This window comes from Robiginitalea insularis (assembly GCF_052497835.1).
In genome coordinates this window covers 3,163,177-3,185,961 of the sequence record NZ_CP199296.1, presented here as the reverse complement: position 1 = coordinate 3,185,961, position 22,785 = coordinate 3,163,177, and the positions used below count along the sequence as shown (strand labels likewise).

At 46.0% G+C, this 22,785-nt stretch carries 21 protein-coding genes; 10 read left to right on the top strand and 11 right to left on the bottom strand.

What is annotated here, in order from left to right:
• Positions 1-44: 44 nt before the first annotated feature.
• Positions 45-1,094 (bottom strand): transporter, encoded by a 1,050-nt coding sequence (locus ACT6NV_RS14410; RefSeq protein ID WP_445385135.1) that lies wholly within the window; start codon positions 1,092-1,094, stop codon positions 45-47.
• Positions 1,095-1,171: 77 nt separating this feature from the next.
• On the opposite strand from ACT6NV_RS14410, the gene ACT6NV_RS14405 reads away from it, so the two are divergent.
• Genes ACT6NV_RS14405 through ACT6NV_RS14390 form a run of 4 tightly spaced genes read left to right on the top strand, consistent with a single transcriptional unit; the run spans position 1,172 to position 6,609 of the window.
• Positions 1,172-1,432, top strand: a complete 261-nt coding sequence (locus ACT6NV_RS14405) for a DUF4834 family protein (protein ID WP_445385134.1) — start codon at positions 1,172-1,174, stop codon at positions 1,430-1,432.
• Positions 1,433-1,451: 19 nt separating this feature from the next.
• A complete protein-coding gene (locus ACT6NV_RS14400; protein WP_445385133.1) occupies positions 1,452-3,884 on the top strand; it encodes a hypothetical protein in 2,433 nt (810 codons plus the stop codon).
• Positions 3,884-5,164, top strand: a complete 1,281-nt coding sequence (locus tag ACT6NV_RS14395) for a glycosyltransferase family 4 protein (protein WP_445385132.1) — start codon at positions 3,884-3,886, stop codon at positions 5,162-5,164. Before ACT6NV_RS14400 ends, ACT6NV_RS14395 begins: the two co-directional genes overlap by 1 nt.
• Positions 5,155-6,609 carry a lipopolysaccharide biosynthesis protein gene (locus ACT6NV_RS14390; RefSeq protein WP_445385131.1) on the top strand — a complete coding sequence of 485 codons (1,455 nt, stop codon included), beginning with the start codon at positions 5,155-5,157 and terminating at the stop codon, positions 6,607-6,609. Before ACT6NV_RS14395 ends, ACT6NV_RS14390 begins: the two co-directional genes overlap by 10 nt.
• Positions 6,610-6,667: 58 nt before the next feature.
• On the opposite strand, the gene ACT6NV_RS14385 is transcribed toward ACT6NV_RS14390, so the two are convergent.
• The gene (locus ACT6NV_RS14385) at positions 6,668-7,846 is read right to left on the bottom strand and encodes a hypothetical protein (protein WP_445385130.1); all 1,179 of its coding nucleotides are present in this window, start codon (positions 7,844-7,846) and stop codon (positions 6,668-6,670) included.
• Positions 7,847-8,004: 158 nt separating this feature from the next.
• Positions 8,005-10,797 carry an excinuclease ABC subunit UvrA gene (uvrA, locus tag ACT6NV_RS14380; RefSeq protein WP_445385129.1) on the bottom strand — a complete coding sequence of 931 codons (2,793 nt, stop codon included), beginning with the start codon at positions 10,795-10,797 and terminating at the stop codon, positions 8,005-8,007.
• A gap of 241 nt (positions 10,798-11,038) precedes the next feature.
• On the opposite strand from uvrA, the gene ACT6NV_RS14375 reads away from it, so the two are divergent.
• The 3 genes from ACT6NV_RS14375 (at position 11,039) to ACT6NV_RS14365 (ending at position 12,738) form a co-directional block, all read left to right on the top strand.
• Positions 11,039-11,620: an RNA polymerase sigma factor gene (locus tag ACT6NV_RS14375; RefSeq protein ID WP_445385128.1), complete on the top strand. Its 582-nt coding sequence runs from the start codon at positions 11,039-11,041 to the stop codon at positions 11,618-11,620.
• A gap of 70 nt (positions 11,621-11,690) precedes the next feature.
• Positions 11,691-11,834: a hypothetical protein gene (locus tag ACT6NV_RS14370; RefSeq protein ID WP_445385127.1), complete on the top strand. Its 144-nt coding sequence runs from the start codon at positions 11,691-11,693 to the stop codon at positions 11,832-11,834.
• 319 nt (positions 11,835-12,153) lie between these two features.
• Positions 12,154-12,738 carry an RNA polymerase sigma factor gene (locus tag ACT6NV_RS14365; RefSeq protein WP_445382288.1) on the top strand — a complete coding sequence of 195 codons (585 nt, stop codon included), beginning with the start codon at positions 12,154-12,156 and terminating at the stop codon, positions 12,736-12,738.
• Positions 12,739-12,963: 225 nt separating this feature from the next.
• On the opposite strand, the gene nth is transcribed toward ACT6NV_RS14365, so the two are convergent.
• Positions 12,964-13,626, bottom strand: a complete 663-nt coding sequence (nth, locus tag ACT6NV_RS14360) for an endonuclease III (protein WP_445385126.1) — start codon at positions 13,624-13,626, stop codon at positions 12,964-12,966.
• Positions 13,627-13,675: 49 nt separating this feature from the next.
• On the opposite strand from nth, the gene bcp reads away from it, so the two are divergent.
• Positions 13,676-14,131 carry a thioredoxin-dependent thiol peroxidase gene (gene bcp / locus ACT6NV_RS14355; RefSeq protein ID WP_445385125.1) on the top strand — a complete coding sequence of 152 codons (456 nt, stop codon included), beginning with the start codon at positions 13,676-13,678 and terminating at the stop codon, positions 14,129-14,131.
• A gap of 30 nt (positions 14,132-14,161) precedes the next feature.
• Here bcp and ACT6NV_RS14350 read toward each other — a convergent pair whose 3' ends face one another.
• Positions 14,162-15,622, bottom strand: a complete 1,461-nt coding sequence (locus tag ACT6NV_RS14350) for a TonB-dependent receptor (protein ID WP_445385124.1) — start codon at positions 15,620-15,622, stop codon at positions 14,162-14,164.
• Between the two features lie 88 nt (positions 15,623-15,710).
• On the opposite strand from ACT6NV_RS14350, the gene ACT6NV_RS14345 reads away from it, so the two are divergent.
• Together ACT6NV_RS14345 and ACT6NV_RS14340 are read left to right on the top strand one after the other, a co-directional pair.
• The gene (locus ACT6NV_RS14345) at positions 15,711-16,475 is read left to right on the top strand and encodes an MBL fold metallo-hydrolase (RefSeq protein ID WP_445386708.1); all 765 of its coding nucleotides are present in this window, start codon (positions 15,711-15,713) and stop codon (positions 16,473-16,475) included.
• Between the two features lie 4 nt (positions 16,476-16,479).
• A complete protein-coding gene (locus ACT6NV_RS14340; RefSeq protein WP_445385123.1) occupies positions 16,480-16,974 on the top strand; it encodes a hydrolase in 495 nt (164 codons plus the stop codon).
• On the opposite strand, the gene ACT6NV_RS14335 is transcribed toward ACT6NV_RS14340, so the two are convergent.
• From ACT6NV_RS14335 to ACT6NV_RS14310, 6 genes are all read right to left on the bottom strand, one after another.
• A complete protein-coding gene (locus tag ACT6NV_RS14335; protein WP_445385122.1) occupies positions 16,975-17,637 on the bottom strand; it encodes an alpha/beta hydrolase in 663 nt (220 codons plus the stop codon).
• A 10-nt stretch (positions 17,638-17,647) separates the two neighbouring features.
• Entirely contained in the window at positions 17,648-17,974 is a 327-nt protein-coding gene (locus ACT6NV_RS14330; protein WP_445385121.1) for a hypothetical protein, read from the bottom strand.
• Positions 17,975-19,228 (bottom strand): dihydroorotase, encoded by a 1,254-nt coding sequence (locus ACT6NV_RS14325; protein ID WP_445385120.1) that lies wholly within the window; start codon positions 19,226-19,228, stop codon positions 17,975-17,977. It lies immediately after the preceding gene.
• Positions 19,225-21,144 (bottom strand): BatA domain-containing protein, encoded by a 1,920-nt coding sequence (locus ACT6NV_RS14320; RefSeq protein ID WP_445385119.1) that lies wholly within the window; start codon positions 21,142-21,144, stop codon positions 19,225-19,227. Before ACT6NV_RS14320 ends, ACT6NV_RS14325 begins: the two co-directional genes overlap by 4 nt.
• A 245-nt stretch (positions 21,145-21,389) precedes the next feature.
• Positions 21,390-22,091 (bottom strand): SGNH/GDSL hydrolase family protein, encoded by a 702-nt coding sequence (locus ACT6NV_RS14315; protein ID WP_445385118.1) that lies wholly within the window; start codon positions 22,089-22,091, stop codon positions 21,390-21,392.
• A 59-nt stretch (positions 22,092-22,150) separates the two neighbouring features.
• Positions 22,151-22,729 carry a hypothetical protein gene (locus ACT6NV_RS14310; protein ID WP_445385117.1) on the bottom strand — a complete coding sequence of 193 codons (579 nt, stop codon included), beginning with the start codon at positions 22,727-22,729 and terminating at the stop codon, positions 22,151-22,153.
• Positions 22,730-22,785: the final 56 nt, after the last annotated feature.

Sequence of the window (22,785 nt, the reverse complement as noted above, 5' to 3'; positions counted from 1 at the left end):
CGAACAGAATAAAGCAGAAGCGGTTAATAAAATAAGACAGCGGCTCAGGACCCTATTTCCCAGTCATTTTTCTTTTTTTTACGGGCCTTTCGTTCCTTTTTACGGAGTTTTTTCCGTTCTTTTTTGGACATTCCGGCGGCTTTGCCCTGATTCTTCATACTATTTCTGCCGATGCGGTCCTGGTCTTCAATGGGAATGGGGTCATCTTTGTGAAAATCGAGCCGGTAGGATACCCCGCTTGAAATAAACAGGCGGCTGGGGGTATTTTTAAAACTTCCCCCCAGAAGCAGGTCTGCCTGGAAATTTTCACTGAACAAATGAGCAACCCCTCCCCTGAGGAGGATATCCGAATAGCGGTCGCTACTGATCCCCTGGTTTTCTATAAAAACACTCCATTTGGGATTGCGAAGCGCCCTCGAGAGGGAAACCAGATAACTCCATTCAGGAAAATCGGTACCGATGCGGTCGTAGGCGACATTGGAAATAAGCACCATACGCGGAGTGAGTTTACTTTGAGTGGCAATCATGGCCCGGGGTGACACTATTGGATCGTCTGGGTAAAAGGGATTATCCCCCAGATTAAAATTGGCCCCTGCATAAACAGATATGGCAGGAATCAGGTTTTTAAACTGAAAAACATTGTTCGCCCTCCAGCTATATAGGTTGGGTTTGTTTCGCTCCGGGTTTTTGAAGGGGTCAAAAAGCAGGAATTTAAGCCCCAGGCGATTCCGGTAAAAATCTGTATACGTTTCCTGCAGGTCAATATTGAGGAAATCGATTTGCTGTTGCTGGAAAATGCCCTCCCAGTGAATTTCAAGTGTTTCAAAGAAAAGGCCATATCGCAGGGCAATATCACTGCCGAAAATGTCGGATTCAGTATTGATCAGGTTATGATCCTGGATTTCATAAAAAAGCCCGGCTTCCGCCTGAATCACATTCTTGCCAACGGCATAAGCGCTGACGGCCTTTCCGGGCCTGTTGGAATTTATTACATCTGTATACTGCGCACGGGTGCTGAGGCCAGTAAAAAAAATGATTAATAAAAGATATCCGGATATACTGTTAAGGTACATTCTATAAGGTGCTCCAGCCATTTTAGATTTATTTTAGGACTTTTGTACTGTTTATAAAACGACAGAATTGTACTTTTGATATACAGAGACTCCATAATATGGGCATTTTAAGAACAATTTTCTTTATAATCCTGGGTTACTATCTGCTCAAAATACTCGGCAGGATTTTTCAGCCCTGGATTCATGCATATGCCGTCCGAAAGACAGAATCTTATTTCAATACAACTTTTCAATCCCGGGATAAGGGACCGCTTAAGGATGAGAAAGTGGGAGAGGTCAGTATTGACAAACCCCCTGTAAAAAGTAAAAAAACCGATTCAAACGTAGGCGAGTATATCGATTTCGAAGAAATAGAGTAAAATTCCTTTCAACCGACCAATGAAATTTAACTTTAACGCATTCCTCAGACATTTCTTCGTAATAACTTTTCTGGGACTGGCGGCTCTTGCCTATTTCTATCCCGTTTTGCAGGGTAAGGTGATCTATCAGTCTGATATTGTGCAGTATAAAGGGATGGCCGAGGAACAGGAGCAATTCAGGGATAAATACGGGGAAGAACCTTACTGGACCAATAGTGCTTTTGGCGGCATGCCCACTTACCAGCTTGGGGCCCGCTACCCTCATGATTATATCAAAAAGCTGGACAGGGTGATACGTTTCCTTCCGAGACCTTCCGATTATTTGTTTCTTTATTTTCTGGGGTTCTATATACTGATGTGCTGCCTGAAGGTGGAGTACCGCCTGGCTGTTCTGGGAGCCCTGGCCTTTGGTTTTTCCACCTATTTAATCATAATCTTAAATGTAGGGCATAATGCCAAGGCCCATGCCATTGGCTACTTGCCTATGGTTCTGGGGGGTATAGTCCTTACTTTTCGAAAAAAATACTTCTGGGGTTTTATCCTCACATCCCTGGCTATGGCCCTTGAGATTCAGGCGAACCATTTTCAGATGACCTACTATTTCTTCTTACTGGTACTGGTCCTGGGGACGGTTTACCTGATATATGCGATTCGGGAAAAGCAGCTAAAGCACTATTTCATTAGCCTGGGGGTACTGATTCCGGCTGTAGCCCTGGCTTTACTGACCAACGCCACTTCCCTGCTCGCCACAAAGGAGTATGCAGACTGGAGTACCCGCGGGACCTCCGCTCTTAGCATTAATCCGGATGGCAGTCCGAAAACACGACAGGATGGGCTGGACAGGGAATACATCACTCAATATAGTTATGGTATTACAGAATCGCTGAATTTACTGGTTCCCCGCTTATTCGGGGGAGGTTCGGTAGAAAAGCTGGGCGAGGATTCACGCACCTACGATTTTTTAACGGATCAGGGGGTTCCCAGGACCCAGGCCCTGGAATTCACCAATGAAATGCGGCTGTATTGGGGTGATCAGCCAATTGTTGCGGCTCCCGCCTATATCGGGGCAGTTATCTTGTTTTTGTTTCTGCTGGGAATCCTGTTGGTTCGGGGCAGGGCCAAATGGTGGCTACTCTTTGGGAGCCTGTTGGCCCTTTTGCTTTCCTGGGGAAAGAATTTTGGGGTACTCACAGACTTTATGATTGATTATTTTCCTTTCTACAATAAATTCAGGGCGGTTTCTTCTATTCAGGTCATCCTGGAATTATGCGCTCCTGTTTTGGCCGTTTTAGCCTTAAAAGCGTTTTTAAATTCCAAGGTGGACCTGCGCGCAAAAAAAATGGCGCTATCCATCAGTTTTCTGAGCATGATGGGAATTGGGCTGGGGCTGCTGCTTTTTAAGTCTGCCTTTGATTTTACCGGGGGGAGTGACGAGATCATGACCCGTTATTACGGGGAAGAGCTCGTATCGCTTATCCGGAGAGACCGGGAAGCGGTCTACGTCAATGACACCCTGCGTTCCATGGCCCTGATTGCCCTTACGGCAGGTATTCTTTGGGTCTCGCTCAGAAAAAACATAAAGCGGGAATGGGTTATTACGGTGGCAGCCGTTCTGGTAGTAGTGGATCTTGTTGGGGTTAATTTACGGTACTGGGATAAGGACAATTTTGTATCCTCCCGAAGGATGGAGAAGCCCATAGCCAGAACGAAAGTAAATCAGCTTATCCTGCAGGACACCAGTTATTACAGGGTTTTAAATTTAAATGAGGGACTTAACGGGGCAACCACTTCTTACTTTCATAAATCACTTGGGGGCTATCATGCTGCAAAACCGGCTCGCTTGCAGGACCTTTTTGAATTTCACGTATACAAGAACAACCGGCGCGTGCTAAATATGCTGAATGCCAAATATATCATCCAACCCGATGAAGAAGGGGCAGCTTCGGTTTCCCTCAACCCGGACGCCCTTGGAAGCGCCTGGTTTATCAGGTCGCTTATCCCCGTATCTTCGGCGGACCAGGCTATAATGGCCCTGGATACGCTGCGGGTTTCCGAAACAGCCCTGATTAACACCTCCGATTTCCCTGAGGTGAGTCAGAAAACCTTTGAGAGGGATTCTACTGCGCAGATCCGCGTAGCCTCCTATCAGCCTAATGCCCTCAGCTATAAGTCCAAGAATGGATCTGATGGCTTCGCTGTTTTCTCTGAAATGTATTATCCCGAAGGATGGAACACCTATATAGACGGAAAAAGGGCTACTCATTTTAGGGTGAATTATACCCTGAGAGGCCTTGAGATCCCGGCTGGAGAACACGAGATCCTGTTCAAATTTGAACCCGAAGTAGTTCGTTTCGGGAGTAAAATCAGCCTGGCCGGAAATGTTGCCCTGCTACTGATTATTCTGGGGGGTATTCTGTATCGGACCATAAGAAGGCGGAAACCAGAGGCCTGATGCAAAAAGTCCTGATCCTTACCTATTACTGGCCTCCGGCCGGTGGCCCCGGAGTACAGCGCTGGCTTTATTTTGTAAAGTATTTAAGGGAATTCGGGATTGACCCCGTCGTCTTTATCCCTGAAAACCCGCAATACCCGATAACTGACCAGGAACTCCTGAAGTCCGTACCGGAAGACATCCGCATATACCGTCACAAAATCTGGGAACCCTTTAAACTGGCCGGTATTGTCGGGAAGGCCAAAACCCGCAAAATGCGTTCTGGCATCCTGAACCGGGATAATCCGTCTTTGGCCGACAAAGTTTTGTTATGGATCAGAGGAAATCTTTTTATCCCGGATGCCAGGAAGTTCTGGGTGCAATCGGCTTTGAAGGCATTACCTGCAATTATTCGCAATGAGGGAATAGAAACCCTGATAACAACCGGCCCTCCGCACAGTGTACATCTGATAGGATTAAAGCTGAGAGAGAAAGAAAATTTACGATGGGTGGCGGATTTTCGCGACCCCTGGACCACTATTGGATATCACAAGGCCCTGCGCTTGACAAAATGGGCGAGGCGCAAACATCTGCAACTCGAGAAAGAAGTTCTCAACAGGGCCGATCGTATTATCACCACCAGTGAGACCACTAAAATAGAATTTGAAAAACTTACTTCAAAGCCTGTCAGCGTAATCACAAATGGTTATGACTCAATCCCGGCAGGAACCGAACAACCAAAGGGCCCCTTCACATTATCACATATCGGCTCTCTTTTAAGCGGACGCAATCCGCTGGCGCTTTGGGAAGTCCTTGGGCAGCTGCTCAGGGAAGATGAGGGGTTCAGGAAGGATTTTCAGCTGGAACTTACCGGACTGGTAAGTGATGAGACCCTTAGAGATATTGAAAGCTGTGGCCTGAAACCCTTTATGAAGCTGCGCGAATACATTCCTCACAAGCAGGCAAAAGAAGCCCAGAGAAACGCACAGGTCTTGTTGCTTATTGAGATCGATGCCCCGGAAACCCGTGGGATTATCCCCGCCAAACTCTTCGAATATATGGCCGCTTCGCGACCCATTCTGGCAATAGGTCCTTCCGGGTGGGAGGCAGGCAAACTTGTAGAGCACAGTAAATGCGGTGCTTTTTTCCGATATTCGGAGAAAGAAAAAATAAAGTCTCAGCTTCTGAAATGGTATTCGGCTTATCGGCAAGGGGGTCTGGAGATCCCGGCCAAGGGGGTAGAAAAATACCATCGTCGGGCACTTACTGAAGAACTGGCCAAAATCCTCCTATGGGAATAATAATCCGGCAATCCATCAAGAATACATTGCTTACCTATGCCGGTTTTGGCCTGGGGGCCCTTAATACGCTGGTCCTCTACACCCGATTCATGTCGGAAGAATACTTTGGCCTGGTGGGTGTTTTACTTTCTACCGCCACCCTGTTGATGCCGGTAATGGCATTTGGAATCCCCAATACGCTGGTTAAATATTACGAAGGGTATAAGACAGCAGACCGGTCTGATCGTTTCCTAAGTCTGATGTTACTTTTACCCGTTTTAATAATTGTTCCATTGGGTCTGTTCAGTTACTTCGCAAATGATGCAATAGGGGCGTTTTTGGCGAATAAGAACCCTATCGTAAAAGGATATGTATGGCATATTTTTATCATTGGGATGTCCATGGCGTATTTTGAAGTATTCTTTGCCTGGAGCAGGGTACAGCTCAAGACCACGTTTGGAACTTTTTTAAAAGAAGTATTTATTCGCCTGGCAATTATGATTTTACTGATTCTGCTGGCGTATCAAAGGATTGACGTAAATACTTTTTTAAATGGCCTCGTGCTTTTATACCTGCTTCGTTGCCTGTTAATGGGGATATATGCGCTGCGCTCCACTCCTTTTAAAATATCCTTGGGAAAAATTCGTGGCGGGCGTTCCGTAATTTGGTATAGTACGCTCATAATCCTCGGGGGCTCTGTTGCCGTTCTGCTGCTGGAGGTAGATCGTTTCATGATCAACCAATACATACAAATTGAAAATGTTGCCTATTATACGGTTGCCATCTTTATGGCTACCGTGATTATTGTACCCTCCCGTGCCATGCACCAGATAACCTATCCGCTTACGGCTTCCCTTTTACACAAAAAGGATACCGAGGGACTCAGCCAGCTCTATAAAAAAAGTTCACAAAGCCTGCTCACAGTGGCGGGACTGATTTACTTGCTGATCTTGCTGAATCTGGAAGATCTGTACCGGTTGTTACCCGAGAACTACAGTGACGGGTTTGTGGTGGTATTGCTCATTGGCGGCGTAAAACTGTTCGATTCTTTTCTCGGTATCAACAATGCCATCCTCTACAATTCCAAATATTATCGCAGTCTGCTGCTGATGGGGATTCTTCTGGCGGGCCTCACTGTCCTCCTGAACATGTGGCTGATCCCGGTATTCGGTATAGAAGGGGCCGCCTATGCAACTTTTACTGCCGTCTTCCTGTATAACCTTGCCAAACTCTTCTTTGTACGCTGGAAATTTTCCCTGGTGCCCTGGTCTGCCAACACCTTCCGCCTTTTGTTTTTAATGGGTGTTTGCGTCCTTGTTTTTTTATGGATCCAATTGCCTTTTCATCCCATTCTGAACATTGGGATTAAAAGTGTGCTGCTCTGCCTGGTATTTGCAGGCTCGGTGATCTACTTTAATTTGTCTGAGGAAGTCACAGGCTTCTTTACGAAATTCCTTAAAAAATAAGCCCCGGAAAGAGATTCTTTCTCGGGGCTTAAACAACTAACCAACCTAAAAACGATTTTTACTGTACCCGCTTCCTGTTGCTCCGGGTGGAAACGCCACTCCTCCTGCTATTGGTAGAGGTACTTTTCCGAACTGCTGAAGACCTGTCGGACTTCCTTGCGGGGCTGGCTTTTGCAGTAGAACGGCTACTTCGCTGAACACTGCTTCTGGCCTTTTCGCTACGCTGCGGACTCCTGTTGGCAACCGGCTTGCGACTGCTTACCGATCGGCTTGTCTGAACCGTGCGACCTTTGGGTGTATTGCGCACTTCCCGGCTGCTTCGGCTTACCACGCCTTTTTTGCTAACTGTACGGGTACTTCTATCAATGTTAGCTTTTCGGCCATTGTCGCCATTTCTTACAGCGGTACGGCTGCTTCTGCTGAAATCACCTCCACGGCTAGCCGCTTTGTTGCTGCGGTAATTACCCTGGCTTCGGCTCATTCTGTCCGCTCCCCGGTTGGTCGCAACCCTGTCGGACCTTCTGTCTGCATTAAAGCTGCGACGGGCAACCCTGCTGTCATTGCGGTATATCCGGTTCCTGTCCTGTCTTGCCTGGTAACGGTAGGTATTCCCAACCCTTGCATAAGCACGTCTTACGTTGTGTCTGTAGGGGCGATAATAGGTATACCTGACCGGGTTGTAAAACCTTCTGTAAGGCCTGTTATACACCAGGCAGAAACCTACTGCCGGACGTACAAAGAATCGGTGGAATGGGCGGTATATATAATTTCTGTTGTAGATGTTTATGAATCCCACATGGTAGTCATAAAACCCTCTGTTGTTATAGAATACCCGCATTCCTCCAATACGGTACAGGCGGCCATTATTATACCAGATGTTAACCCCGCCAATACGGTTTACCCTTCCGTAATAATCGTAAAAAACAGGAACGTTTTCTACCTGGATTACAGCTCCGTAGTCATCGTACTGCACAAAGGGGTTGTAATCGAATCCTGAGTTAAAGGTAATTTGTGCACCTCCCAGGCGAACATTGGCCCCAACATTTACGCGGTTGTCGATAAAAAAGTCGAATTCACCATCCGGATACACTGAAAAGGTAATGCCATTCTCAACAAAGATGAATGAATTGTCGTACCTGAAAGCATTGCTCAGTGCAACCTTATTTTCTGTCGACGTGGCTGTGGAACTTCCTGTTCCCACGAAAAGAGCCACTAAAAGAAATACTAAATTTTTCATACTATAAGGTTTTAAGTTCCGGATGTAATTATTTGCATCCACCCTATAGTAAACAAACAGCGTGCCAAAAAAATACAAACCTATCTAAATGCTTGTAAAACAGTATGTTATAGGTTTAATCTTTATGGTAATCCCTTTAAGCGGCCAGGAAGGAATGTTCAGGATACCTTATCGCCTAATTTCGCCCTGAGGTATTTTCCCGTTATGGAACCGGGATTCCCGGCAACCTCTTCAGGCCTGCCAAAAGCCAGCAATTGCCCGCCCTTGTCACCACCCTCAGGCCCCAGGTCGATAATAAAATCCGCACATTTGATAAGGTCGATATTGTGCTCTATTACGATTATGGAATGCCCTTTGGCAATCAGGGCGTCAAATGAGGCAAGTAATTTTTTGATATCGTGAAAATGTAGTCCTGTTGTGGGTTCGTCAAAAATAAACAGCCCTTTTTCCCGGCTTTGTCCCTTGGTTAGAAAGGAAGCGAGCTTTATACGCTGTGCCTCGCCCCCGGAAAGGGTGGAGGAGGGCTGCCCCAGGGTAACATAACCCAGTCCCACATCCTGTAAGGCCTGTAATTTGGAGGCTATCTTATCCTGCTTATGTAAGTTAAAGAAGTCGATTGCATCATGCACGGTCATATTTAGCATCTGATCGATTGAGGCTCCTTCAAATGCTACCTCCAGTACATCCTTTTTAAATCGCTTGCCTTTGCACTGATCGCATTCCAGGTGGACATCGGCCATAAATTGCATTTCCACCGTAATTTCTCCTTCCCCTTTACATTTTTCGCATCTGCCCCCATCCACATTGAATGAAAAATGCTTGGGCTTGTAGCCGCGTATTTTACTCAGTTTCTGGCTGGCAAAAAGGTTTCGTATATCATCATAGGCCTTCAAATAGGTTACCGGATTGGAGCGGGAAGACCGGCCTATGGGATTCTGGTCTACGAATTCCACATAAGAAACAAAGCTGAATTCCCCATCTACACTTGTATGCTGCCCGGCTTTATCCCCGTATCCCCCCAGTTTTTTCTGTAGCACCGGGTAGAGGATGCGGTTAACCAGCGTACTTTTCCCGCTTCCCGAAACCCCTGTTACCACCGTTAGAACCTGAAGAGGGAAATCCACGTCAATATTCCTCAGGTTGTTCTCACGTGCGCCCTGAACCCTGATAAAGCCTTTTTGTTCTCTTCTTTTCTTGGGCAGTGGCATTTCCAGTGAGCCATTAAGGTACTTAGCCGTAAAAGAATTCCCTTTCAGGATGGCTTGCAGGGACCCTTCCCCGACAACTTCTCCCCCCAGCGTTCCGGCCTCGGGGCCTATGTCGATGATATGGTCTGCAGCCCGCATCATTTCCTCGTCGTGTTCAACAACAATCACGGTATTGCCAAGATCTCTCAGGGATTTTAAGACTTCAATCAGGTTTTCGGTATCCCTGGGGTGCAGCCCAATGCTGGGTTCATCCAGGATATACATGGAGCCTACAAGGCTGCTGCCCAGGGAAGTGGCCAGATTGATACGCTGGCTTTCACCTCCTGAAAGACTGTTCGATTTGCGATTGAGGGTGAGATAGCCCAGACCTACTTTCAGCAAATACGAAAGCCGATTAGTAATTTCCACTAATAATCTTTGGGCAATCTTTTTATCCTGCTGGCTGAGTTCCATTCCCTCAAAAAATTCAGCAAGGCGGTAAACGGGAAGGTTTACCAGCTCTGTAATGGATTTACCGTAAACCCTTACGTATTCGGCCTCTTTTCGAAGCCTTTTTCCTTTACACTGGGAACAGCGGGTCTTACCCCTGTATCGAGATAACATTACACGGTTCTGGATTTTGTAGCTTTTGTCCTCCAGCTTTTTAAAAAAATCGTTCAGCCCGGTAAAGTACTGATTCCCCTCCCAAACCAGGGCTTTTTGCTCTTCAGTAAGCTCAAACCAGGGCTTGTGAATAGGAAAATCGAACTTATAGGCATTGTCTACCAGTTCGTCCCTGTACCATCCCATACTTTCACCTCTCCAGGGGAAAATAGCGTTATCGTAAACAGAAAGGGCCGTATTGGGGATAACCAGGTCTTCATCAATTCCGATCACATCCCCATAGCCTTCACACCTGGGACAGGCCCCGTATGGGTTGTTAAAGCTAAATAAATGAACATTGGGCTCTGGGAAATTAATGCCGTCCAGTTCAAACTTATTACTGAAGGGGGTCTGCTTTCCGGACTCGAGATCTTCTATGCTGCAAATCCCTTTCCCTTCAAAAAATGCAGTATCCACCGCTCCTGCCAGCCTGTTCAGAAAATCTTCGTCTTCCCGCACGATGACACGGTCTACAACCAGCTCAAAAGTTCTTCCGACCTCGGGCATCTCCTCCTGAATGCGCAAAACCTTACCATTGGCTTTTATCCGTGCATAGCCCTGTTTTGAAAGTAATTTCAGGCTCTTTTGCACGTCCCTGTCTTCGGGGATGTTAACAGGGGCAAGCAGCAGGAGTTTACTTCCTTCTTCAAACGATTTTATAAAATCCACAACATCGTGGACCCGGTGTTTTTTGACTTCGCCTCCGGATATAGGTGAAAAGGTCTTGCCAATACGGGCATACAGCAATTTCAGGTAGTCGTAAATTTCCGTTGAAGTACCCACAGTAGATCGTGGATTGGTGGAATTTACCTTTTGTTCTATGGCTATGGCCGGGGCAATACCGCGAATGTACTCCACCTTGGGTTTATCCAGTTTTCCCAGGAACTGCCTTGCATATGAGGAGAGGCTTTCCACATACCGCCTTTGACCTTCTGCGTAAAGCGTATCAAAAGCAAGGCTGGACTTCCCGGAACCCGACATTCCGGTAATAACCACTAATTTATTTCTGGGAATGGCCACATCCACATTCTTAAGGTTGTGCAGATTGGCACCTTTTATCAGGATCTGGTTTTTGATATCAGTAGTGGAAGATTCAGGCATGCTGCTCAAATAAGGTGCAAAGATACAACTTGTCCCCCTCAATAACCAGCCACCTTTTTGTCCTCATTGTGAAAGAAACAAAACTTTACATTTTTTTATGAAAATAAAATTTACCTATATTTGAGATGTAATTCATAAAATCGATCACGCCTATACAGCACAATTACTTTTTTGAAATGTAGCGAATGACTCCCCCGGCATACCTGCCTGTGGGATTCCGAACCAAAAAAAAGTAAGTTGTATGAAATTACAGATCGATGACTCCACCCTGGTCCGAAATTATTTAGCCGGCGACGAAAACGCTCTAGCAGCTCTGATTAACCGGCACAACCAACGTCTCACAAGTTTTATTTATTCCAAGGTTTTTGATAAGGAAATCACAGAGGATATTTTCCAGGACACCTTTATCAAGGTGATCCGAACCCTTAAACTCGGGAAATACAATGAGGAGGGGAAGTTTTTGCCCTGGGTGATGCGCATTGCACATAACCTGGTAATGGACCACTTCAGAAAGAACAACAAAATGCCCCGTTTTGAGGGAAGCCCGGAGTACAATATTTTTTCTGCCCTGAAAGACGACCAGCTGAATGCCGAAAAACAATTGATCAAAGAACAGATTGAAACGGATGTATCTGCCCTGATAGCAGAACTCCCTCCGGAACAACAGGAAGTTATACGCCTGAGAATGTACCAGGACATGAGTTTTAAGGAAATATCCGAGAATACCGGGGTAAGTATCAATACGGCTCTGGGACGCATGCGCTATGCCCTGATCAACCTGCGGAAACTGATTGAGCAACATCAGATTGTTTTAACGAATTAATATACCGTAGGACGAGTTAAGGTACGGGCATTGGTCCTGCTTGCGTTATTTTGAAATAATAATGCAACGTATGGAACATATCTACCCCCATCCTACAGATCATTGTAAACTGGTTTCCACTTCTGCGGAAACCATTCGCTTCCTTACAGATTATTCAAAATCCCTCTCTGTAATCGAAACAGACGGGATAAGCTTTGAGAGCAATCTGAACTGATACCCGGGCCTGCCAACACATTTTTACCCAGATTATTGTACACAATTGGGTCACCTTTATATTCCAATTAGGCCTTTCGTCCAGAAAGGCTCGTTTTTAATGGGTATTTCACAGGGTGTATTTTCATCATTTATCATCAAAAAAACTAAAATCCCGTTTTTACATCAGGTTTTGAGCGTTTGACAACATAGTTTTTCTGCGGGGAGGCTCTTTGGCTACTTTTAGAATGTGTTTGAAAGCAAGTTGCTGATTACACCCCTTAAAAGTAAATAACCAAATAGCCTGCACACGGCCCTAAACTGAACTAAAAATACGCTCTATGGAACTACAGATCGACGACTCAGCCCTGGTACAAGATTACATTAGCGGAAATGAGCGCGCCCTTGAAATTTTAATCAACCGGCACAACCAGCGCATCTCAAGCTTTATTTATTCAAAAGTCCTGGACCGGGATATCACGGAGGACATCTTTCAGGATACCTTTATAAAGGTTATCAAAACCCTGAAGAAAGGAAACTATAGCGAAGAAGGGAAGTTTTTGCCCTGGGTAATGCGCATAGCACACAACCTGATCATCGATTTTTTCAGGAAAAACAAGCGTATGCCTAAATTTGAGGGAAGTGATGATTTCAACATTTTCACGGTCATTGGAGACGATCGCCTGAATGCAGAGAAACAACTCATCAAAGACCAGATTGACAGCGACCTTGGTCAGCTCATTGACGAATTGCCGGATGATCAGCGTGAAGTTTTAATCATGCGCATTTACAAGGACATGAGTTTTAAGGAAATTTCCGAATGCACCGGAGTAAGCATAAATACTGCCCTGGGCCGTATGCGGTATGCTTTAATCAACCTCAGGAAGATTATTCAGAAAAACAAGATCGTCCTGACGAACTACTAATCAGAAAGGCGTAAACAATATTTCCATTTGCCCCGCGTTATCTTAGTGTAACGAACTCTAAGCATATGGAAAAAATTTACTCAGAAAAGGCCGATGCCTGTAAAATTGTTCGGGTTTCTCAGGATACCATTAACATGCTGTTACAGTATTCCCGTTCTTTACATGTGTTAGGTTACAAGGGCTTCAAATTTGAGACAAATTTGAATTAAAACATCCGACCCGCTTTTAGCGGGTCTTTTTTTTGGCCCGATATTCCTGCAGCACCTTTTTTCTTCCAATGGTCCGGGTAATGACATCCTTATCCAGGTCCCACCCCCTTGCCGGCGAGTATTCCCGGCCATACCAGATAATCTGCAGGTGAAGTTTGTTCCACAACTCTTTAGGGAACAGTCGTTTGGCGTCTTTTTCAGTTTTTACAACATTTTTGCCTGTAGAGAAACCCCAGCGGTACATCAGCCGGTGAATATGGGTATCTACCGGGAAGGCCGGAATACCAAAGGCCTGTGAGACGACCACGCTGGCGGTTTTATGACCAACTCCCGGCAATTCTTCGAGTTCTTCCAGGGTTTCGGGAACAGCTCCCTTATATTTTTCGAGTAATATTTCAGATAACCGGTGTATTGCCCGGGCCTTGGTGGGGGAGAGGCCTACCGGTTTTATGATTTCCCGGATCTCTTCTACGCTCAGTCGGACCATGGCTGCCGGGTTATCGGCCCGGTCAAAAAGGATTGGTGTAGTTTTGTTTACCCGTACGTCTGTGCTTTGAGCCGACAATAAAACGGCTATCAGCAGGGTATAGGGGTCGGAATGATCGAGGGGAACGGGAATTTTAGGGTAAAGTTCATCGAGTGTTTGAAGAACAAAGGCGACCTTTTCTTTTTTAGTCATATATTGTTTAATTTTGCGTAAAAATAAGTAAACAAAAAAATTAAAACATATGCAAACACTGAAAGCAGGAGACAAAGTTCCTCAGTTTACCGCCCGGGATCAGGACGGAAACACCATTTCGAGTGCCGATTATAAAGGTAAAAAATGGATCGTTTTCTTCTATCCAAAGGCGAATACCCCTGGTTGTACGGCCGAAGCCTGTGACCTGCGGGACCACTATAAAGAACTTCAGGAGGCTGGTTATTCCCTCTTGGGGGTGAGCGCAGATTCTGAAAAAAAGCAACAGAATTTTCGCAATAAATACGATTTCCCTTTCCCCTTGTTAGCCGACGAGGATAAAACGGTTATACAGGGCTTTGGTGTATGGGGCCCGAAAAAATTTATGGGTCGTGAATTCGACGGTATTCATCGCAAGACTTTCATCATTGATGAAGAAGGTGTTATAAGCCGGGTGATTGATAAAGTAAAAACCAAAGAACACGCTGCCCAAATTCTGGAGGACTAAATAAAAAAGCCGGCTAGCAGCCGGCTTTTTCTATTTTACGGTCTCCGTAGATTCTTCCTTTTTGGGGAGGAACAAATGCTTCTCTTTGATTATTTCCGCAATTCCTTCCGGAAGCATGTCTTCCCAGCCTTCTTCCCCGTTAGTAAGCTTTTTCAAGACATCCCGTGAAAATATATGAAGGATGTCGGGGTCGTAATCGATGATATCCATCACCTTTCCATTGTATTTAAAGAACTTGTAGAGTTCTTTCATACGAGGGTGTACTTTGATATTGTTGCTGGTCATGATCTGCCCGGTTTCCGGGTTTTTCATCGGATAGAGATAGACTTTAAGGTCTTTAAAGAATAATTTCCCGAAGGCTTCCAGTATACCTCCGCTCAGGTGGCGGTAATACTTCTCATCAAAAACCTCAATAAGGTTGTTAACCCCCATTGTCAGGCCTATTCGGGACTTTGTGTAGTTATTAAAATACTCTACAACCTTGTAGTACTCCTGGAATTTGGAGATCATTACCATATGGCCCATGGAACAGAGTAGTTCGGCCCGGTCCATAAAATCCTGCTCGTCTATCTCCCCTGAAGCCTTCAGATTGGCAAGGGTAATCTCGAAAATCACAATAGTGTTCTCTTCATCTACCGTCTGCTCCCGTATAAAGATATCATAGGATTTCTGGAACATGTCCATATTCACTTTGGTAACAGGCCGGAAACTTCCCCGCAGGGCAAGGATATTCTTTTTATACAGCACCGCAGCCGGCAAGAGGTTATTCCCGTCTGCTCCGAACATCACAGCATCTGTCATATCATTGCGGATCAGCTGCAGGCTCATCAGTCGGTTATCGACATGAGCGAAGTTTGGTCCGGCAAAGTTTACCATATCGATCTCCAGGGTGTCCTTATCGATATGGTCATACAGGTATTTAAGGAGTTTACGCGGTTTGTGGTATTTGTAGAAGGCTCCGTAAATAAGGTTTACCCCAACAATTCCAAGGGTTTCCTGTTGCAGGCGCGCCTCGTTCTGCTTAAAGCGAATATGCAGGATAATTTCGTCGAACTCCTTTTGATTCGGGTCGAGCTGAAAGCGGATCCCAACCCAGCCATGTCCTTTGTAGCGTTTGGAAAAATCGATAGTGGCTACTGTATTGGCATACGAAAAGAACAGGCGGTCCGGATAGGTTTTCCGGTCTATACGTTCCTCCATCAGTTGCATTTCGTAAGCCAGCATTTTTTTCAACCGGCTCTGGGTAACGTAGCGACCGTCTTCTTCCAGTCCGTAAATAGCGTCACTGAAGGCTTTGTCATAAGCACTCATCGCCTTGGCAATGGTTCCGGAAGCACCTCCGGCCCTGAAAAAATGCCGCGCAGTTTCCTGACCGGCCCCGATCTCGGCAAAGGTTCCGTAAATTTCAGGGTTCAGATTGATGCGCAGGGTTTTGGCTTTGATGGAAGGAATATTCTCAAATGCAAATTCTTTCTTCTGAACCGTAGCCATATTAGGGTAATTTCTATAAGCAAAGTTAAAAAGATTGCGCATTTGGAGTAATAAATAAGTTATAAATTTGAATAAAATAGACCAGGCGTTGAAGATTACATTTTTAGGTACAGGTACTTCTCAGGGCATTCCAGTAATTGGCAGTGATGATCCGGTTTGCCTGAGTGAAGATCCCAGAGACAAACGCCTGCGGGTATCAGTAATGGTCAGTTTTCCCGGTCAGAATTATGTTATTGACTGCGGACCGGATTTCAGGCAGCAAATGCTGCGCCATAATGTGCAACGGCTAGACGGCATCCTTTTTACCCATGAACATGCAGACCACACGGCCGGAATTGATGATATCCGTCCATTTTTCTTTCGTCAGGGCGATATTCCCGTGTATGCACATGAGCGGGTTATAAAATCCCTTCAAAGGCGCTTTGATTATATTTTTGCCGGGGAAAACCGCTATCCGGGAGCCCCTGCCGTGCAGGTCCACCCCGTTTCCGGGGAAGCCCCATTTTTATTGGGCAAGCACTGGGTAACCCCCATCGAGGCCTGGCATAACCGCCTGCAGGTTTTTGGATACCGCATAGGGGATTTCGCCTACCTTACCGATGTCAAAACCATTGAGGAGACTGAAATAAAAAAGCTGGAAGGGATAGGTGTTCTGGTCATCAATGCTTTGCGGATAGAGCCGCATCACTCTCATTTCAATTTAAAGGAAGCCCTGGAATTCGTAGATATGGTAGGGCCGGAACGGGCCTATCTTACACATATCAGCCACCGTATGGGCTTCCATGCAGAAGTGGAAAAGACCTTGCCGGATCACGTCAGGCTGGCCTATGATAATTTAATACTTAATATTTGAACTTATGAGTCGGAGGATTTTTATGTATTTGTTCTTTTTTGCTGCCCTGATCATCCTGTATTTGGGTGTTAGCGGGAATCGACAATCCAAAAGCTGGCAAAAGGAAAAGACGCGGATGCAGGAAGAGATCGGACAATTACAGGATTCCCTGCAGGGCTTACACCTGGACCTCCTCGGTATGCAGTATTTCAGCCTGGCAAATAATGATGACGCCCTTGCCTACTATGACCATCTGGGGATGGAGGACCCTTCAGGATATATATCCGATAAACTCCTGGAGTCAAATGAGAGGGCGGGAGACAACCCGCTGGTCCCCTATGAGGGCATGGAAGGTGACTTTAAAATCAATAAGATCAAAATTCTGAATCACAAGTGGATTGTTGCTGATTTTTCGGACGGGAAATTCTGGGGCGAATTGTTTCTACAATACGAACTTAAAGATAACGGCGATGTGGATTTTACGCTCCTGGACCATCTGTTGTATACCCGTTCGCAATAATCAATACACCCGGGAGAGCCAGCTTTTAAAATCCCTGAAATTTTCGGCTGACACCCCATGACCAACGGGAAACTCCCTGAATTGAAAACTCTTTAAGTCTACCCTGGCCAGAAAATCAGCAGATTGCTGGGCCCAGGCAATGGGAATTACGGGATCGAGTTGCCCGTGTGAAGCATATATTTCCAGCGTGCTGTGATCTTTCTTTTGCCAATCTGCCAGCAGCATTTCCCGGTCAATATACCCACTGAGGGCTACAATACTTCTGAATTGTTCGGGGTAGGAGAGGGCCAGGGCATAACTGAGGATGCTTCCCTGGCTAAAACCCAGTAAATTGATATGATTTTCATCGAGCTTGTAGGCTTCAACCGCTTCTCCTATAAAGGATCGCAACCGTTCCCGGGTTTCGCCTGCTTGTTGTACATCATTCCATTTTCCCTGCGGGGCATCAAAATGAATACTGTACCAGGCATATCCGAAGGGTTGCAGGGCAAAAGGGGCCCGTATGGAAATAATAAATAATTCCTCCGGCAGTTCAGGGGCAAAAGAAAAAAGATCCTCTTCATTACTTCCGTACCCGTGCAGCAAAAATAGTGCGGGAGCTTTGGCATCCGTATTTTTGGAAGGGCGGATAAGATGGAAAAGGGACAGATCTTTTGGATTCATGGGAGCACAATTAGGAAATAAAGGTGAACCATTTCTGGAAATATTCGCCTAATACTGGAACCGGATTCATTTTATTGTTGATGGCTGAGAGAAATCCGTAAAGCCATAAGGCGAAGTAGCAAACATACAGCCCGTACCAGGCGTATTGATTAAACCAGACACTTAAAAATAATGCGAAACCGAGGAAACCCAGGTGCAGCCCGAATGCCTGTCGGCAGTGAAACCGCGCAAATGCGTATTTGGGCTCCGAATTCATTGTGATGGCGATCAGGGCTCCTACTATGGTCAGATAGGCTACGATAGCTGTTATTCTGGCTTCCTTCTGAGGATTTTTCATTTAGAGGTTTGTGCGGTTTCCAACAATGATGCCATATACCCTCCCCTGAAGTTCCGTCCCCAGATACATGGAATTTTTGGAGGTAGAAGCCAGCTTGTCAACCTCCTGCGTATAGCTGAATTCCGGGTCAAAAAGGGTAAGGTTGGCTTTTTCCCCAACGGCTATGCCGGGCTCCGGCAGCCCAAAGCGGGCTCTGCCCCGGGTAAGCATTTCAATACAATCACTCAGGTCAAGGAGCTGGTTGAGGATGCCAAAACTGCTTTCCAGGCCCAGACTACCAAACTCTGAACGGTCAAATTCCTGCTTTTTCCCTTCTATGTCTATCGGACAGTGATCGGAGCATATAAAATCGATAACCCCAGATTTTGCGGCTTTAAGCAATGCTTTTTGGTCGGCACTTCCCCTTAACGGAGGCAGGACCTTATAAACGGAATCAAAATCCTCAAGGGCTTTATCTGTTTTGGCCAAATTGTGAATTGAAACACTGCAGCTAACATTGAGCCCTTTTTTCTTGGCACCGGCAATTAGTGTAATGGCTGCCTCTGTAGATATGGTGGGGATATGCAGCTTTCCCCCTGTATACTCCAGGATGGCCAAATCCCTTTCCACCCTCAGCTGTTCAGCCAGGGCGGGCATGCCTTTCAGCCCCAGCCTGATCGAAACCTCACCTTCGTGCATCTGACCCTGACCGGCCAGTTGTCCATCCATTGGAAAGGAAAAGACCAGGCCGTCAAAACTCTGGGAATAGAGCAAAGCCATCTTAAGCAGGTTGGGGTTTTCCGTAGGATTTTTATAATCGCTGAACCCTACGGATCCGCAGAGGTGCATATCGTAAAGCTCAGCCAGGTCTTTGCCTTCAGACATCCGGCTAAGGGCCCCCAAAGGAAATAACTCGGTCAGGCTGCCCCTGGCGGTTTCCCTTAAATAACTGATGTCTCCGCTGGAGTCCGGTACCGGATGCGTATTGGTATTTAGTACAATCCCTGTAAATCCGCTCTTTCCGGCTACTTTAAGCCCATTTTTTATGGTCTCCCGTTCCTCAAATCCGGGTTCCCCAAAGCTGACACTGCTGTCAAACCAACCAGGGGAAACGTGCAATTTGTCTAAAGCGATGGTTTTGACCGTCCCGTCTTCTGCAATGCGGTTGGCTATGCTGGTAATTTGACCATTTTCAATTAGAATATCCTTTTTTTTCAGGTGTAGATCCGGCTGCTTCGGATTTACTATGGTAGCAGATTTTAAAAGAATGGTCATTGAAGCGTTTTTTGGAGGATCATTTCAGCCAACACAAACAGCAGTGCTAAAATAACAAACCATTTCCAAAGCGACCTAATATTTGTTTCATTTTGATACTGTTCGAGCAATGCTTCTATACTCGGCGAGGCATACACGTTTTCAGGAAAATTTAATTCCGGATAAACCGTTACACTTTCTGTTCTGGGAAAATTAAAGCTGATATCCCTTAAAGGGTTACCGCCGTATCGGATGGAGTATATCCCGTCTGTTTCGGGTTCTTCTGAAAAAAACAATCTGGTTTTCCGGGCGAATTGCTGTTGCCTCGGGATAAAGGCATAAGACTCAGACTGTAGTTCCATAACTCCGTCCTGCCGGGCCTTCGCTTCAAGGTCGAGGGAATTTTGCCTGCCAATTTCAAAATATAAGGGGGCAGGGGAGAGGCTCTCTTTCGCAATCCTGTAAAAAGTTGGGACTATTAAAGGCGAAGCCGAAAAATTACTTTCATCCGGATTGATGGGAGCCGTAAATACATAAGTTCCATCCCGGCCGCTGAGGAACGCTTCCCCGTTTTGTAATTCAAGAATCTTAGCCGGGCCGTTGATCAGGGGAAAATAAGATTGAAGTACCGGAAAATCAAAATTGGCAACCTGTTTTTCAAAAACCTCACGGAATAAGGGATGTGTGGTATTGACCTTTGTTATGCGTATCTCCGTATCGAGCCGCTCCCCAAAGCGAATACTCCCAAGCCCTGAGAGCAGCTGATTAAGGCTGCTCACATTCATTTCCCTGGCAGGAATGATCAACAGACTCCCTCCCGTATCCCTGTAATCGCGAATAAGTTTTCCCAGCGACGGGCTGATATCCCTTAATTCGTTGAGTATGATCAGCTGCTGCTGTTCCATAAGATTATAATCCAGCTGGCGTTCCGACATGCTGAGAAATTCAAATTCGTCTGACGTGTAGATGCGTTCCAAATAGTCAGTAGGCCCTGGGCCCAAAGACAGTACTTTTATAAGGGGGTCCTTAAAAATGTTGAAATAGAGCATATTGTCGTATTTCAGGCCATCGTCCATGACACTTAAGGTCCCATTTATGTTTTTGTCTGCGGGGAGGCTGAAAATAACAGATGCCCTTCCATCGGACCTCATTTCCGGTGATGCTTTGGCTATAAGGGTATCACCATTGAAAAGGGAAACGGGCTTTTTTTGCAGGCTGTCGTCCAATCGGATACCTACCTCTAATTCCAGGCCCTCGGCATTGCGGTTCAGGATAAAAGCGGTATCCAGAGAAATATTAAAACGCTTTTCAGGACGGGCCACCACCGTTCGAATTAAAAGGGAATCCGTATATGAGGCATCAGAGAGCTGCAATTTCTGAAAATCACTGATCAACCAGAGCTCTTTGCGAGTCTTGTTATTTTTTGAAAATAGTGCCCGGGCCTTCAGGTATAATTCTTCAAAATCCGGGGAATCGGCAGTGAATTTAAGGTTGAGCAGGCTTTGTTGAATCTCCTTGGGACGTACACCGGGAAAACTGCCGTTATTGGTTAAAATATGGAATTGTTTATTTTCCGGACTGTTTTGCAGCAGTGACTGCACCGCATTCTCCAGAAGCGTTGCATCTTCCTGCGGGGCCTGCATGCTGAACGAATTATCGAGATAAAGCACAATTTCCCGTTCTACCCTGGCGGTTTCTGAGACTTCAAAAGGATGTGCAAAGGCAAGAACCAGCGCCGCGACCAGCCCAAGCCTGCTTAATAGCAATAACCATTTTTTGAGCTCGCTGCTCTTTCGGGATTCTGCGAGAAGCTTTTGTAAAACCCTGACATTGGTAAAAGGGGTCTTATGAAATCTCCGAAGTCGAAAAAGGTGAATGATAACAGGGATGACCAGCGCAAGCAGCCCCCAAAGAAGATCAGGTTTCTCAAACTGCATAAATCAATAAAGCTTGTTTCAAATATACGGAAATCCGCACGCCATGCGTTCTGTTGTTTCCCAATTTATCCCTAAAACGAATGAGCCGGACTAAATCCTCCAATATCCACAGAAAAAGAATGGATTAGGGCACAAAGCCCGGTGGCCTATTAATTCCAATTCGGGCATATTTGGTATTGACTAGTGTACAGGCAGTTAATAATGCATCCTGATTTCAGGTGGAAATTCTAAGGCGTTTTCTGGTATTATTTCTGCGCTTTTTTCAGTGCCTCTTGAATGGCTGCTTCCGCCAAAGGGCCCATGATGCGATAACCTGCTTTGGTGGGATGTACCCCGTCTTCTGCCAGTTCCGGATCAAGGCCGTTGGCTTCATTTACCATCGCAGAATAATAATCCAGATATATGATACCCTTATCCCTCGCATAATGCCTCATTAAGCTATTTAGGGCCGGAATCTTTACGGATGGTTCCATTCCGGGTTTCCAGGGATACTCCGTCGCAGGCAGTACGGAACATAAAACAGGTTCAATATCATTGGCCAGGGCCAGTTCCGTCATGGATTTCAGATTATCGAGAATTTGTTCCAGGCTCATTGGCCCGGTGTTGCCTGCTATATCATTGGTGCCTGCCAGAATCAAAACAACCTTTGGTTGCAGGTCAATCACATCCTGCCGGAAACGCAGTAACATTTGCGGGGTAGTTTGCCCGCCTATCCCTCTGTTTATATAGGGTTTTCCTTCAAAAAACTCCGGGTAGGCAGCCAGCCAGCCAATGGTAATTGAATTCCCCATAAAAACCACGCGCCCGGTTTCCCCTGAGGGTTTTCCAAGTTCTTTATTTCCTTGCTGGTAGGCCGATAGGTTGGGCCAGTCTTGTGCGCTGCTATTGGTACCGCTCAACAGGAAAATATATAGGATTATTGCCGGTAATCGGCATTTTAAATTCATCTGATACATATTCAAAAGGGGCTGTAAGGGATTGTACCATTCTTTATGAGACCTGAGGTTTAATTGGATTTGGGTGGAGAGATCATAATATGTGTACGATGTGTGCCCGGGTCCATAAGCCAGGCATGTCCGGGAGGGGTAGGAGTGGTGGGCAGCCCTGTAGATTCTCCGGTTGCAAAAGGTATATAAACCACATACCGGAGGTACGGGTCTTTGATTTCACCACTTTCCTTATCGACTGTTCCGGTAAATACACAAAGCGTAGCTCTTTCCGGCATGGATAATTTCCCGTCCCTGACCTCGGCCTCGCGAATATCGAATACCTGCTTAAAATCTTTTCCCTCTGATCGCAGTTCCCTGCCCCTTGCCATAAAAGGATCGAGACTTTTATGATAGGCGGCTGTGGAAAAGTTCTCGATTGAAGGGTCGTCGGCCAGGGCTATATAGGCATTGTTTCCTTCCCTGAGCGTGGTAAAATTACCCATGGCATCATACCCGTAAACTTTGGCGGCATCCCGGTATTCCTCCGGTACGGCCATCAGAGCTGTTTTGATCTGCCACTCCCTGGGCGGGATGTTCTGGCAATAGGCATAACCTGCCAGCAGCAACATACCCAGTAAAGCAGCAATAGTTTTCATCGATTCAGCGGTTTTTGGTAAAATCACATTTTAAACTCCCATTAAGATAGCCAATT